Below are 13,615 nucleotides of genomic sequence, written 5' to 3' on the forward strand. Positions count from 1 at the left end.
GGCGCGAGCGACATCACGGCTGACCTGATCTCGCTCCACACCCGGTCAGCGCACTGGTCGAGACCACTGACACCCACGTTCCGCGGAGGCCGGGATTCCGCGCCCGCGCTTTCCGGCCCGCAGCAGTACACGGGCCTGCCGGGGTGGTCCGACGCACGGAGTCCGGCGCTCGCCGACCGCTGACGACCGTGCCCGTTCCGGGCAAATGGACACATGCGCTTTTCCGTCAAGTTCCGCAGCAGGCACACAAAAGCTCCACACGCGCCTCACTATGTGACGCGACGGAAACGTCGACGACCGGCGTCTAAGGGGGGCGACGGCGTGGTCACGGGGTGGGCGTGCTCCCGCAGGAGCATGCCCCGCCCCTGCCCGGGGGAGGGAACCTCACCGCATGAAGCGGACCATTCGCACTACGGCGCTCGCAGTGGGCGCGCTGATCGCGTCGCTCGGCCTACCGGCCGGCCCGGTCCACGCCGACGCCCCGGCCCCGCGCATCGACCTGCGGGTACTGGTCGTCAGCGACGGCGGACCGGCCACCGACGCGATCGCCGCCGAACTGGAGACCGCGGGCACGCCGTACACGGAGGTGGATCTCCAGGACGCCGACCGGCCCGTGATCGACGCCGACTTCCTGGCGGACACCGTGGACGGACGACCGCGGGCCAAGTTCCAGTCCGTCGTCCTGCCCAACGACAACCCCTTCCCGGCGGACTCCGCCGAGATGGCGGCCCTCGCCTCCTACGAGCAGACGTACGCGATCCCGCAGGTCGACGCCTACACCTACGCGCGCCCCGAGGTCGGGCTCCAGTACGCGGTCGGCACCGGGTACGCCGGCAGCGTCGACGGCGTCCGCGCCGAGGTGACACCGGCCGGGCTGGCCGGCCCCTTCGGATACCTGGACGGTGCCGTCCCCTTCGAGGACAACTCCCCCACCGTGGGCGAGTCCTACGCCTACCTCTCGGCACCCGCACCGGGCGCCGACTTCGTGCCGTACGTCCAGGCGGCGATACCCGGACGGGCGACGAAGGGCTCCCTGGTGGGCGAGTACCGGCACGACGGCCGGCGCGAACTCGTCGTCACGTTCGTCTACAACCAGCACCAGCAGCAGTTCCGGCTGCTCGCCCGGGGCATCGTGGAGTGGATGACCGGCGGCGTCCACCTCGGCGCCGACCGCAACTACTTCGCCGTGCACGTCGACGACGTCTTCGCGGCCGACGACCGCTGGGACACCGAGCTCAACTGCACGCCCGGCGACGTGGACTGCCCGCCGGGCGAGGGCACGCCGAACCCCATCCGCATGGTCCCGGCCGACGTCGACCACGCCACCGCCTGGCAGGACAGCCGTGACTTCACGCTCGACCTGGCCTACAACGGCTCCGGCAGCGTCGACCACCGCCAGGACAACGGCGGCGCCGACCCGCTCGCGGACCAGCTGATCGCCGACCGGGACCGGTTCCGCTGGATCAACCACACCTACACGCACGCCTTCCTGGGCTGCCGGCAGGACGTCGGCGTCGTCCCGTGGAAGTGCGCGACCAACCCCGACGGCAGCACCCGGTGGGTGAGCCGGAACGAGATCGCCGACGAGATCGCCACCAACCGCGTCTGGGGCGAGCTGGCCGGACTCCCGCTGGAGGACGACGAGTTGGTGACCGGCGAGCACTCGGGGCTGAAGGTGGCCCCGCAGCAGCCCGTGGACAATCCGAACCTGGGGCCGGCCCTCGCGGACAACGGCATCGCCTGGCTCGCCTCGGACAACTCCCGCGACCCCGTCCAGCGGCAGGTCGGCAGCGCCACGACCGTCTCCCGCCATCCGATGAACGTCTTCTACAACGCCGGGCGGGCGGCCGAGCAGGTCGACGAGTACAACTGGATCTACACCAGCCGCGCCCAGGGCGGCAGCGGCATCTGCGAGGACAACCCCGCCACCTCCACCTGCCTGGCCGCCCCGCTGGACACCGCCACGGGCTACGCCGGCCACATCGTGCCGCTGGAGACGCGCATCGCGCTCGGGCACGTCCTGTCCAACGACCCCAAGCCGCACTTCATCCACCAGTCGAACCTCGCCGAGGACCGCATCGCGTACCCCGTTCTCGACGGCGTACTGGAGGGCTACGACGCCCTGTTCGCCGACAGCACCCCCGTGGTGAACCTCCGCATGGAGGACATCGGCGCCGAGATGCGGCGCCGTGCCGTCTGGCGGAGCGCGGTCGACGCCGGGCAGGTCACCGGCCATCGCATCGGTGACACCGTGACCGTCCAGGCACCGGACGGCGTGGCCGTGACGGCGACGATGCCCGCGGGCACCCTGCACGGGGGCACGGGCTTCGGGAACGCCTACGCCGGCGCGCTGTCCGGCTGGACCCCGACGGCCGGCGGGCCGCTCTCCCTCACCCTGCCGTCGTCTGCCGCCGCGCCCTCCGCCGTCGGACCCGGCGACACGGCCGCCGCGACACCCACCGCGCCGCGCACCCGAGTACCGGCCGGCGTGACCGAGCCGGTGCCGTACGGCGCGGAGCGCTGAGCGGCGCACGCACCACCACCGCAGGTCCGGTCAGCCCGCACGATCAGCCCACACCTCGGCCGTGGAGCACATCCATGCACGTTTCCCACGGCGCGCGACGCTCCGGCGCGTCGCGCGTCACCCTGCTCACCGAAGGCACCTACCCGCACAGTCACGGCGGTGTGAGCGTCTGGTGCGACCAGCTCGTCACCGGCATGCCCGACCTCGACTTCGACGTCATCGCCGTCACCGGCACGGGGCGCGAACCGCTCGCCTGGGACATCCCCGGGCACGTCTCCCGGGTCGTCTCCGTCCCCATGTGGGGGCCCGCGCCGCAAGGGCGTCCGCCTCGCGGGCGGCAGCGCAACCGGCTCGCCGACGCCTACGAGCGGTTCGTGACCGCGTTGCTCGACCCGCGCGCCGAGGGCGGGTTCGGCCCCGCCCTGTACCGGCTCGCGCGGGCCGCCGCGGACGGCCGGCTCAGTCCGTTCCTGCGCGGGGACCGGGCGATCGCCATCCTGACCGCGGTCTGGAACCGGCCGGGACTGGCCGTGCGCGAGGCCCGGCCCACCGTGCACGACGCGGTGACCGCGACCGCGCTGCTGGAACACGCCCTGCGTCCGCTGGCCGCTCCGTACCCGGAAGACGGCGTGGCGCACGCCGTCAGCGGCGGTGTCGCGGTCCTGCCCGGCCTGGCCGGACTGGACCGGCACGGCGTGCCGTTGCTGCTGACCGAACACGGCGTCTACCTGCGCGAGCGCTACCTCGGCTACCGCACCGCCCCCTACCGGTGGCCGGTGAAGGCACTGCTGTTGGGCTTCTTCCGGCTGCTGGCCGAGGAGACCTACCGCCGGGCCGCCCTGATCACCCCGGGCAACCGCTACAACCGGCTGTGGGAGGAGCAGGGCGGTGCGGCCCCGGAGTCCATACGCACGGTCTACAACGGCGTGGACCCGGCAGCGTTCCCGCCCGCCGGCCCCGAACCCGCGGTCCCCGTACTCAGCTGGGCCGGACGGGTCGACCCGATCAAGGACCTGGAGACCCTGATCCGCGCCTTCGCCCTCGTCCGGGCCGAACTGCCCGCCGCCCGGCTGCGGTTGTTCGGCGGCACACCGCGCGGCGGCGAGGCGTACCGGGAGCGCTGCGAGGCGCTGGCGGCGGAACTCGGGCACGGTGACGCGGTCACCTTCGAGGGCCGGGTCGAGGACATCAAGGACGCGTACGCCGCCGGGAACGTCGTGATGCTCTCCAGTATCAGCGAGGGGTTCCCCTTCACCCTGATCGAGGCCATGTCGTGCGGCCGGGCGACCGTCTCCACGGACGTGGGCGGCGTACGGGAGGCCGTCGGCGACACCGGTCTCGTGGTGCCGCCGCGTGATCCGGCCGCCATGGCCGCCGCGGCAGTGGAGTTGCTGGGCGACGCCGCGCGCCGCCGGGCGATGGGCGAGGCGGCCCGGCTCAGGGTGATCGAGCAGTTCACACTCCGGCAGACCATCGACACCTTCCGGTCCATATACCTGGAGCTCTCCGAGTTCGGTGGTACGGCCGTACGTGCCGCGGCCGCGGAAGTGGACGCCTTCGCGACGGCGGGCGCCACGCCGGTGAGGAGTGCGACCGGATGAGCGGACCCATGGCCCTGGAACCCGGCGGCGCGGAGCAGGACACGCTGGCGCTGCGTCTCGCCGACGACCGCACGCTCGCCCTGCGCGCGCCCGACCGGCACACGCTCGCCCTGGTGCGCCCCGGGCACGGCGCCCGACACGACGCGGTCGACGGGCTGGCCGCCGAACTGGCCCACCGCATCGCGCCCGCCGTCCACCCCTACGAGGTGGCCGCACTGCTGGAGTCCGAAGGGCTGACCGGCGAGGTGATCCGGGAACGGTACGGGCACCGTGACCTGTTCTCCCTCGCCACGGCGCTGTACGAGCGCATACCGCGAACCTTCCCGGACCCTCCGCACCCCGCCGACCCCTGGCGGCCGGACCACGTGCGGTGCGCGCTGCGGGGCGCGCTGTTCGCGCTTCCCGGTCTCGCCTACGCGCTCGCGGGCCGCCTGCTGACCCAGGACGGCGCGGTGCGAGCCCTGGTGGTGGCGGGGCTCCTCTCCTGGGCCTGGAACCAGGCGCTGGGCCACCGGGCGTATCTCCGGCTGGCGACCGGGCGGCGGGAGGCGGGACGCACTCTCCGCAAGGGGGCGCCGGTGGGCGCCCTCGCGGCGACCGCGGCCGGAGTGTCGGTCGCCGGGTCCGGCGCGGCGGCGTTGGCGGTGACGGCCCAGTCCGGATACCTCGCGGCGGCCGGTGTGCTGCTCGTACTGGGCCGGGAGCGGCTGCTGCTGGCCGCGCTCACGCCGGTGATCGCCGGCGCGGCGGCTTTGCCGTGGTGGGAGCCCGGGACCGTGCTGCGGGCGGGGCTGCCGCTGCTGTCGCTCCTGGGCGCGGCCGCCGCTGCCGGCTGGGCGCTGCGCGGCGCCCTCGCGTCCGCGCCCGTACCGGACGCCGCCCGTCCGCACCCGCTGCGCTCGCTGCCGTACGGCCTGTTCGGACTGGCCGCCGGGACCCTGGTGTTCCTGGCGGGCCGCGATCACCCGTGGGCGGTGATCGTGCTGACCCTGAGCATGGGTCCGGCGGAGTGGCTGCTGTACCGCTACCGCGGGCTGTCGGTGGCTGCGTTGCGGGCCACCGGCAGCCCGTCGGGCTTCCGGCTGCGCTCGGCCGCCGTGCTCGGGGGCTGCCTGCTGGTGTACCTCGGTCCGCTGGTGCCCGCGGCGCTGCTCGTCGACGCCGACCCCGTCACGCTGCTGCTGCTCGCGGCGGCCCTGTGGACGTCCCTGCTGCTCCAGGCGTTCGGCGTGGCCTGGCCCCCGGCCGCCCTGTGTCTCGCGGCGGCCGCCGGCGCCGGCTCGGTCGCCCTGGCCGGGCTGCCACCGGGCCCGGCGACCGCCCTGCCGCTGTGCTGCGGCGCCGCCGCGCTCTGCCTCACGGTGTACGTGCTGCGGCTGCTGGGCCGGCCGGCGGCCCATGCCTGACGCCGCGGCCGGACGGCCGTACCCACCGCCGGCCCGCACGGGCCGCTCCCCGCGCATCGCGACCCGCCGACCCGCCGACCCGCCGACCCATCGACCCGCCGCCCCATCGACCCATCAACCCATCGACCGGAAGGACCCCCGCGTGACCGCAACACCGCTCGCCGCCGTCACCGGAGCCGAGGGATTCATCGGCTCCCACCTCACCGAGGCGCTCGTCGCCACCGGGCACCGGGTGAGGGCCATGGCGCAGTACAACTCCTTCTCCTCCTACGGCTGGCTGGAGACCCTCTCCCCCGAGGTCCTCGATCAGGTCGAGATCGTTCTCGGCGACGTCCGCGACCCCGGCTCGGTCCGGCACCTCGTCGAGGGCGCCGACTGCGTCTACCACCTGGCCGCCCTCATCGCCATCCCGTACTCCTACCGGGCACCGCACAGCTACGTGGACACCAACGTCACCGGCACGCTGAACGTCCTGGAGGCGGTCCGCGCCCAGGGCACGCCCCGGCTGGTGCACACCTCCACCAGTGAGACGTACGGCACCGCGCGGACCGTGCCGATCACCGAGGACCACCCCATCAACACCCAGTCGCCGTACGCCGCGTCCAAGGCGGGCGGGGACCGGCTGGCGGACAGCTACCACGCCAGCTTCGACACACCGGTGGTGACGCTGCGGCCCTTCAACACCTACGGTCCCCGGCAGTCCATGCGGGCGGTGATCCCGACGGTCATCGGTCAGGTGGCCGCCGGCGAACGCGCCATCACCCTCGGCGACCTGCGTCCCACCCGGGACTTCACCTTCGTCAAGGACACCGCGCAGGCGTTCCTGGCGGTCGGCTCCGCGCCCGCCGAGCGGGTCGTGGGCCGTACGTTCAACGCCGGAACCGGCGGCGAGATCTCCGTCGGCGACCTGGTGGCGCTCATCGGCAAGGTGATGGACACCGACCTCGACGTACGGGAGGACGCGCAGCGTCTGCGGCCCGCGAACTCCGAGGTGATGCGGCTGGTCGCCGACGCGAGCCGGCTGCGGGCGGCGACCGGCTGGAGCCCCGGCCACGACCTGGAGCGGGGGCTCGCGGACACGGTGGAGTTCTTCCGCGACCCGGCCAACCTCGCCCGCTACAAGACCGGCATCTACAACATCTGACCACGCCCGGCACGTGAACCGAGGGGGGAACCTCATGCACGCAGTGATCCTGGCCGGAGGCAAGGGCGTCCGGCTGCGGCCCTACACGACCGCCCTGCCCAAGCCGCTCGTGCCCATCGGCGACCAGCACGCCATCCTGGAGATCGTCCTGCGCCAGCTCGCCGCGGCCGGGTTCACCGGCTGCACGATCGCCATAGGCCACCTCGGCGAGATCATCCGCGCCTACGTCGGCGACGGGTCGCAGTGGGGCCTGACCGTCGACTACGCCACCGAGGAGAGCCCCCTGGGGACCATGGGGCCGCTGCTCACCATGCGTGAGCGGCTGCCGGAGCACTTCCTGGTCATGAACGGCGACATCCTCACCGACCTCGACTACGCCGACGTCCTGCGCCGGCACAGCACGTCCGGCGCCCCGCTGACCATCGCCACGTACGCCAGGAAGGTGCACATCGACTTCGGTGTCCTGACCACCGACGCGAGCAGGGTCGTCGCCTTCACCGAGAAGCCCAGCATGGACTACCGCGTCTCCATGGGCGTGTACGGACTGACCCGCGCGACGCTCGACGGCTACACGGCCGGACTGCCCCTGGGTTTCGACGAGTTGGTCCTCGACCTGCTGCGCGCCGACGACCCGCCGCACGCCTACGACTTCGACGGCTACTGGCTCGACATCGGCCGCCCCGACGACTACGACCGGGCCAACGCCGAGTTCACCAGCCGCAAGTCCCTGCTGCTCAAGGGAGCCTGAGCACCGCATGCGCATCCTCGTCCTGGGTTTCACCGGTTATCTGGGCGCCCACGTCGCCGAGCGGCTGCGCGCCCTGCCCGGCGCGCGGGTCCTCGGCGGCGGCCGTTCCGCGGCCGCCGACGTACGCGTCGACCTCGCCACCGACCCGGTCGACCGGCTGGCCGAAGCTCTGGCGGCGGCGGCCGTCGACACCGTCGTCAACTGCGCGGGCGCCACCGGCGGCGATCCGGTGACGCTCGCCGAGCTCAACGCCCGCGGTCCCGCCGTTCTCTGCGCGGCGCTGCGCCGGGCCCGTCCCGCGGCCCGTCTGGTCCACCTGGGTTCGGCCGCCGAGTACGGGCCGGGGGCCGAACGGGTCAGGGTGCCGGAGTCGGCGGCCACCCGGCCCCTCACCGCCTACGGCGCCACCAAGCTGGCCGGCACCGTCACCGTCGCCACCTCCGACCTGGACGCGGTGGTCCTGCGGGTCGGCAACCCGGTGGGGCCCGGCGCACCGTCCTCCGGCCTGCCCGGCAGGGTCGGCGGACTGCTGCGCACGGCGGGCACGGCGCCGGACGCGGTGCTCCGGCTGGGCGACCTGTCGGCGTACCGCGACTTCGTGGACGTCCGGGACGTCGCGCGGGCGGTCGAACGGGCGGTCACCGCGACCGGGCCGTTGCCGCGCGTGCTCAACATCGGCGGCGGCGACGCCGTCCCGGTGCGCCGGCTGGTGCGGACGCTCGCGGACACGGCGGGCTTCCGCGGCCGGATCGAGGAACAGGGCGCCGGTTCCGCCCGTTCGGACCAGGTTTCCTGGCAGTGCTCCGACATCACCGCCGCCCGGGCCGCGCTCGGCTGGCGGCCCTCGTACTCGCTCGACGAGTCACTGGCCGCGCTCTGGTCGGCCGGCGCCCGTCCACCGTCCCCCGTCCCGGAAGGCGACCGCCCGTCGTGAGCCTGCTGATCCCGCTGTACGTCCATCCGGCCGAGGACCCGGGCTCCTGGCACCGGCTCATCACGGCGGCCGACCGCACGTACGGGGTCGTCATCAACCCCGCGAACGGTCCGGGCCGTGCGCCCGATCCCGCCTTCGCCGCGGCGGCCGGCGCGCTGCGGGCGGCGGGCGCCCGGCTGCTGGGCTACGTCGACACGGACTACGGCACGCGTGCGGCGGCCGACGTCGCCGAGGACGCCCGCCGGCACCGGGAGTGGTACGCGGCGGACGGGTGCTTCCTCGACCGGGTGAGTTCGGCCGCGACCGAACTGCCCGCCTACCGGGCGCTGGTGCGTGGTCTGCGCCGGCAGGGTTCGACCCCGCTCGTGCTGAACCCGGGGGTCCACCCGGCACCGGGTTACGCGCGTCTCGCCGATCTCGTCGTCACCTTCGAGGGGTCCTGGTCGGCCTATGTGTCCGCGTTCAGCCGACCGGACTGGACGCGCCGGCACCCGCCCGAGCGCTTCTGCCACCTGGTGTACGGGGTGCCCGAGGCGCTCGCCCCGCTCGCCGTACGGACCGCCCGCGAACGCGGCGCCGCGGTGTCCGGGCCCGTCACGGGGGAACCGCCCAACCCGTGGGCCCGCCTGACCCCCGTACTGACCGGAGCGGAGCGATGAGGAGGAGGGTACGGTCGTTCGCCGCGCTGCCGGCGGCGATCGTCCTCGCGGTGGTGGCCGGGTGTTCGGGTACGGAGGGCACCCCGCCGCCGGGCCCGTCCGCCACCGCCGTGTGGCAGCCCCGGCCCGGGCTGGCCTGGCAGTGGCAGCTCGACGGGAAGGTCGATCCGTCGGCCGACGTGCCGGTCTACGACATCGACGGCTTCGAGAACGACGCGGCCGACGTGGACCGGCTGCACCGCGCCGGCCGCAAGGTGATCTGCTACGTCAACGTGGGAGCCTGGGAGGACTTCCGGCCCGACCGGGACGCCTTTCCCCGCGCGGTGCTGGGCGAGCCCAACGGCTGGCGGGGCGAACGCTGGCTCGACATCCGCCGGATCTCCGTCCTTCGGCCGATCATGGAGCGGCGGTTCGACATGTGCCGGGACAAGGGGTTCGACGCGGTGGAACCCGACCTGGTGGAGGGATACGCCGACGAGACGGGCTTCCCGCTCACCGCCCGGGACCAGCTGGCGTACAACCGCGTGATCGCCGAGATCGCCCACGAACGTGGCCTGGCGGTGGGCCTCAAGAACGACCTGCCGCAGATCCCGCAGCTGGTGGACGACTTCGACTTCGCGGTCAACGAGCAGTGCGCCGAGTACGGCGAGTGCGCGCGGCTCAAGCCGTTCGTCGAGGCCGGCAAGGCGGTCTTCCACGTGGAGTACAGCGAGCCGACCCGTGGTTTCTGCCCCGAGTCACGCCGGCTCGGGCTGTCCTCGATGCTGAAGCGGCCGGAGCTCGGGGTCTGGCGCGATCCCTGCTGACCGCGGGATGCGGCAGGATGGGCCCATGAGCGTAGTCAAGATCAACGTACTGACCGTTCCCGCCGAGCAGCGCGAGACGCTGGAGAAGCGCTTCGCCTCGCGGGCCCATGCCGTGGAGAGCTCCGACGGGTTCGAGTGGTTCGAACTCCTGCGGCCGGTGGAGGGCACCGACGACTACCTCGTCTACACGCGCTGGCGCGACGAGGAGTCCTTCCAGGCCTGGATGGAGGGGCCGATGAAGGCCGCGCACCAGGGCGGTGGCGGCGCGGAGGGTGCGGAGCGCCCCAAGCCCGCGGCGAGCGGGTCCACGGTGTGGTCCTTCGAGGTGGTGCAGCAGGCGGCGCCCAAGGAGGCGTGACATCGGCGGCGGCCACGGCCCGATGTCGGGCCGTGGCCGCCGTCCGTCTCAGCCGAGCTGGACGAGGAGGTCTCCCCCCTCGACCTGCTGGATGCGGTTGATGGCGAGCCTGCTCACCGTGCCGGACTTCGGTGCGGTGATCGTGGCCTCCATCTTCATCGCCTCGATGGTGGCCACCGTGGCACCGGCCTCGACCTCGTCGCCCTCGGCGACGGCGAGGGTCACCACGCCCGCGAAGGGCGCCGCGACATGGCCGGGGTTCGACCGGTCGGCCTTCTCCGTGACGGGGACGTCGGAGGCCGCCGAGCGGTCGCGGACCTGGATCGGGCGGAGCTGGCCGTTCAGGGAGGACATCACGGTGCGCATGCCGCGTTCGTCGGCGTCGCCGACCGCCTGCAGCTCGATGAGCAGACGGACCCCGGGGTCGAGGTCGACGGTGTACTCCTTCCCGGGGCGCAGGCCGTAGAAGAAGTCCTTGCTGTCCAGGACGCTGGTGTCGCCGAAGGTGTTGCGGTGGGTGTCGAACTCGCGGGCCGGTCCGGGGAACAGCAGCCGGTTGAGGGTGGCCCGCCGGTCCTTGGCCAACCCGGTGCGCTCGTCCCCGCTCAGCTCCGCCACCGGCCTGGCCTCGGCGCGGCCCCGCAGCGCCTTGCTGCGGAACGGCTCGGGCCAGCCGCCGGGCGGGGTGCCCAGCTCGCCGCGGAGGAAGCCGATGACGGAGTCGGGGATGTCGAACCGGTCGGGGTCCGCCTCGAAGTCCGCCGGGGAGACACCGGCGCCCACCAGGTGCAGCGCCAGGTCGCCGACCACCTTGGAGGAGGGCGTGACCTTCACCAGGCGGCCCAGCATCCGGTCGGCGGCGGCGTACATCGCCTCGATGTCCTCGAAGCGGTCGCCGAGGCCGAGCGCGATGGCCTGGGTGCGCAGGTTGGAGAGCTGCCCGCCGGGGATCTCGTGGTGGTAGACACGGCCGGTCGGTGCGGCCAGGCCCGCCTCGAAGGGGGCGTAGACCTTGCGGACGCTCTCCCAGTACGGCTCCAGGTCGCCGACGGCCTGGAGGTCGAGGCCGGTGGGCCGCTCGGTGTGGTCGGTCGCGGCGACGATCGCCGACAGTGACGGCTGCGAGGTGGTGCCCGCCATGGACGCCACGGCCCCGTCGACGGCGTCGGCGCCGGCCTGGATCGCGGCGAGGTAGGTGGCGAGCTGGCCGCCGGTGGTGTCGTGGGTGTGCAGGTGCACCGGCAGGTCGAACTCGCGGCGCAGCGCGGACACCAGGGTCGTCGCGGCCGGTGCCCGCAGCAGGCCGGCCATGTCCTTGACGGCCAGGACGTGGGCGCCGGCGGCCACGATCTTCTCGGCGAGCCGCAGGTAGTAGTCGAGCGTGTAGAGCCGCTCGGACGGGTCGGACAGGTCGGCGGTGTAGCACAGGGCCACCTCGGCGACGGAGGTGCCGGTCTGCCGTACGGCGTCGATGGCGGGCCGCATCTGGTCGACGTCGTTGAGGGCGTCGAAGATGCGGAAGATGTCGATGCCGGTGGCCGCGGCCTCCTGGACGAAGGCGTCGGTCACCTCGGTCGGGTACGGGGTGTAGCCCACGGTGTTGCGGCCGCGCAGCAGCATCTGGAGGCAGATGTTGGGCACGGCCTCGCGCAGGGCGGCCAGCCGCTCCCACGGGTCCTCGGCGAGGAAGCGCAGGGCGACGTCGTAGGTGGCGCCGCCCCAGCACTCCAGGGACAGCAGCTGGGGCAGGGAGTGCGCGACCTGCGGGGCGACGGCGAGCATGTCCTTGGTGCGGACCCGGGTGGCGAGCAGCGACTGGTGGGCGTCGCGGAACGTGGTGTCGGTGACGCCGATGGTGGAGGACTCGCGCAGCCGGCGGGCGAAGCCCTCCGGGCCGAGTTCGGTGAGTCGCTGCCGGGAGCCGGCCGGGGGTTCACCGGCGGCGAGCGGCGGCAGTTTGGTCAGCGGATCGACGAGTTCGGGCCGCTCGCCGTGCGGCTTGTTCACCGTGACGTCGGCGAGGTAGGTAAGCAGTTTCGTGCCGCGGTCGGCGGAGTGGCGGGAGGTGAGCAGGTGCGGGCGCTGCTCGATGAAGGACGTGGTGACCCGGCCCGCCTGGAAGTCGGGGTCGTCCAGCACCGCCTGCAGGAAGGGGATGTTGGTGGCGACGCCGCGGATGCGGAACTCGGCCACGGCACGTCGGGCGCGGCCCACCGCGGTGGCGAAGTCCCGGCCCCGGCAGGAGAGTTTGACCAGCATCGAGTCGAAGTGTGCGCTGATCTCCGTACCGGCGTGGGTGGTGCCGCCGTCGAGACGGATGCCCGAGCCGCCGGGCGAGCGGTAGGCGCTGATCTGCCCGGTGTCCGGGCGGAAGCCGTTGGCCGGGTCCTCGGTGGTGATGCGGCACTGGAGGGCGGCGCCGCGCAGGGTGATGTTCTCCTGGGCGAGACCGAGGTCGGCCAGGGTCTCACCGGCGGCGATGCGCAGCTGGGACTGGACGAGGTCGACGTCGGTGACCTCTTCGGTGACCGTGTGCTCGACCTGGATGCGCGGGTTCATCTCGATGAAGACGTGGTTGCCGTCGCGATCGACGAGGAACTCCACGGTGCCGGCGTTGCGGTAGCCGATCTGCCGGGCGAAGTTCACGGCGTCGGCGCAGATCCGCTCGCGCAGGGCCGGGTCGAGGTTGGGCGCGGGGGCGAGTTCGATGACCTTCTGGTGGCGGCGCTGCACCGAGCAGTCCCGCTCGAAGAGGTGGATGACGTCGCCCTGGCCGTCGGCGAGGATCTGGACCTCGATGTGGCGGGGTTCGACGACGGCCTTCTCCAGGAACACCGTGGAGTCACCGAAGGCGGAGGCCGCCTCCCGGGACGCGGCCTCGATGGCCTCGCGCAGCTGGGCGGGTTCCTCGACGCGGCGCATGCCGCGACCGCCGCCGCCCGCGACCGCCTTGACGAACACGGGGAAGCCGACGTCGTCGGCGGCGCGGACGAGTTCGTCCACGTCGTCGGAGGGCGCGGAGGAGCCGAGGACGGGCACGCCGGCCTCGCGGGCGGCGGCGACGGCCCGGGCCTTGTTGCCGGTCAGTTCGAGGATCTGGGCGCTCGGTCCGACGAACGTGATGCCGGCCTCTTCGCACGCGCGGGCCAGTTCGGGGTTCTCGGACAGGAATCCGTAGCCCGGGTAGACGGCGTCGGCACCCGCCCGGCGGGCCGCGCGGACGATCTCCTCCACGGAGAGATACGCGCGCACCGGATGTCCCGGCTCCCCGATCTCGTAGGCCTCGTCGGCCTTCAGCCGGTGCAGCGAGTTGCGGTCCTCGTGCGGGAAGACGGCGACGGTGCGCGCGCCGAGCTCGTAGCCCGCGCGGAACGCCCGGATCGCGATCTCACCGCGGTTGGCGACCAGCACCTTGCGGAACATTGTTGATCCCTT

Annotated in this window: 10 protein-coding genes; 9 read left to right on the plus strand and 1 reads right to left on the minus strand. The window is 73.3% G+C overall.

Annotation, left to right across the window (positions count from 1 at the left end):
• The first annotated feature begins 391 nt into the window (after positions 1-391).
• The 9 genes from RI578_RS02085 (at position 392) to RI578_RS02125 (ending at position 10,180) form a co-directional block, all read left to right on the plus strand.
• Positions 392-2,524 (plus strand): hypothetical protein, encoded by a 2,133-nt coding sequence (locus tag RI578_RS02085; RefSeq protein ID WP_310869399.1) that lies wholly within the window; start codon positions 392-394, stop codon positions 2,522-2,524.
• A gap of 74 nt (positions 2,525-2,598) precedes the next feature.
• Positions 2,599-4,125: a GT4 family glycosyltransferase PelF gene (gene pelF, locus RI578_RS02090; RefSeq protein WP_310869400.1), complete on the plus strand. Its 1,527-nt coding sequence runs from the start codon at positions 2,599-2,601 to the stop codon at positions 4,123-4,125.
• Positions 4,122-5,531, plus strand: a complete 1,410-nt coding sequence (locus RI578_RS02095; protein WP_310869401.1) for a hypothetical protein — start codon at positions 4,122-4,124, stop codon at positions 5,529-5,531. The genes pelF and RI578_RS02095 overlap by 4 nt, the downstream gene beginning before the upstream one ends.
• 142 nt (positions 5,532-5,673) lie before the next feature.
• Positions 5,674-6,675 carry an SDR family NAD(P)-dependent oxidoreductase gene (locus tag RI578_RS02100; protein WP_310869402.1) on the plus strand — a complete coding sequence of 334 codons (1,002 nt, stop codon included), beginning with the start codon at positions 5,674-5,676 and terminating at the stop codon, positions 6,673-6,675.
• A 34-nt stretch (positions 6,676-6,709) separates the two neighbouring features.
• Positions 6,710-7,423: a nucleotidyltransferase family protein gene (locus tag RI578_RS02105; RefSeq protein ID WP_310869403.1), complete on the plus strand. Its 714-nt coding sequence runs from the start codon at positions 6,710-6,712 to the stop codon at positions 7,421-7,423.
• Positions 7,424-7,430: 7 nt separating this feature from the next.
• A complete protein-coding gene (locus RI578_RS02110) occupies positions 7,431-8,357 on the plus strand; it encodes an NAD(P)-dependent oxidoreductase (RefSeq protein ID WP_310869404.1) in 927 nt (308 codons plus the stop codon).
• Positions 8,354-9,016, plus strand: coding sequence for a spherulation-specific family 4 protein (locus RI578_RS02115; RefSeq protein ID WP_310869405.1), 663 nt, complete (start codon positions 8,354-8,356; stop codon positions 9,014-9,016). The genes RI578_RS02110 and RI578_RS02115 overlap by 4 nt, the downstream gene beginning before the upstream one ends.
• Entirely contained in the window at positions 9,013-9,822 is an 810-nt protein-coding gene (locus tag RI578_RS02120; protein WP_310869406.1) for an endo alpha-1,4 polygalactosaminidase, read from the plus strand. The genes RI578_RS02115 and RI578_RS02120 overlap by 4 nt, the downstream gene beginning before the upstream one ends.
• Positions 9,823-9,847: 25 nt before the next feature.
• Positions 9,848-10,180: an antibiotic biosynthesis monooxygenase gene (locus RI578_RS02125; protein WP_310869407.1), complete on the plus strand. Its 333-nt coding sequence runs from the start codon at positions 9,848-9,850 to the stop codon at positions 10,178-10,180.
• 48 nt (positions 10,181-10,228) lie between these two features.
• Here the strand turns inward: RI578_RS02125 and RI578_RS02130 are convergent, their stop codons facing one another.
• The gene (locus RI578_RS02130) at positions 10,229-13,603 is read right to left on the minus strand and encodes a pyruvate carboxylase (RefSeq protein WP_310869408.1); all 3,375 of its coding nucleotides are present in this window, start codon (positions 13,601-13,603) and stop codon (positions 10,229-10,231) included.
• Positions 13,604-13,615 lie beyond the last annotated feature (12 nt).

It is taken from the genome of Streptomyces sp. BB1-1-1, from assembly GCF_031597775.1.
In the GTDB taxonomy this organism is placed as follows: Bacteria; Actinomycetota; Actinomycetes; order Streptomycetales; family Streptomycetaceae; genus Streptomyces; species Streptomyces thinghirensis.

Excerpts from the sequence above, each read along its gene's own strand:
- RI578_RS02085 (WP_310869399.1), top strand. The coding sequence starts at position 392 with ATGAAGCGGACCATTCGCACTACGGCGCTCGCAGTGGGCGCGCTGATC.
- RI578_RS02120 (WP_310869406.1), top strand. The coding sequence starts at position 9,013 with ATGAGGAGGAGGGTACGGTCGTTCGCCGCGCTGCCGGCGGCGATCGTC.
- RI578_RS02110 (WP_310869404.1), top strand. The coding sequence starts at position 7,431 with ATGCGCATCCTCGTCCTGGGTTTCACCGGTTATCTGGGCGCCCACGTC.
- RI578_RS02095 (WP_310869401.1), top strand. The coding sequence starts at position 4,122 with ATGAGCGGACCCATGGCCCTGGAACCCGGCGGCGCGGAGCAGGACACG.
- RI578_RS02125 (WP_310869407.1), top strand. The coding sequence starts at position 9,848 with ATGAGCGTAGTCAAGATCAACGTACTGACCGTTCCCGCCGAGCAGCGC.
- RI578_RS02105 (WP_310869403.1), top strand. The coding sequence starts at position 6,710 with ATGCACGCAGTGATCCTGGCCGGAGGCAAGGGCGTCCGGCTGCGGCCC.
- RI578_RS02130 (WP_310869408.1), bottom strand. The coding sequence starts at position 13,603 with ATGTTCCGCAAGGTGCTGGTCGCCAACCGCGGTGAGATCGCGATCCGG.
- pelF (WP_310869400.1), top strand. The coding sequence starts at position 2,599 with ATGCACGTTTCCCACGGCGCGCGACGCTCCGGCGCGTCGCGCGTCACC.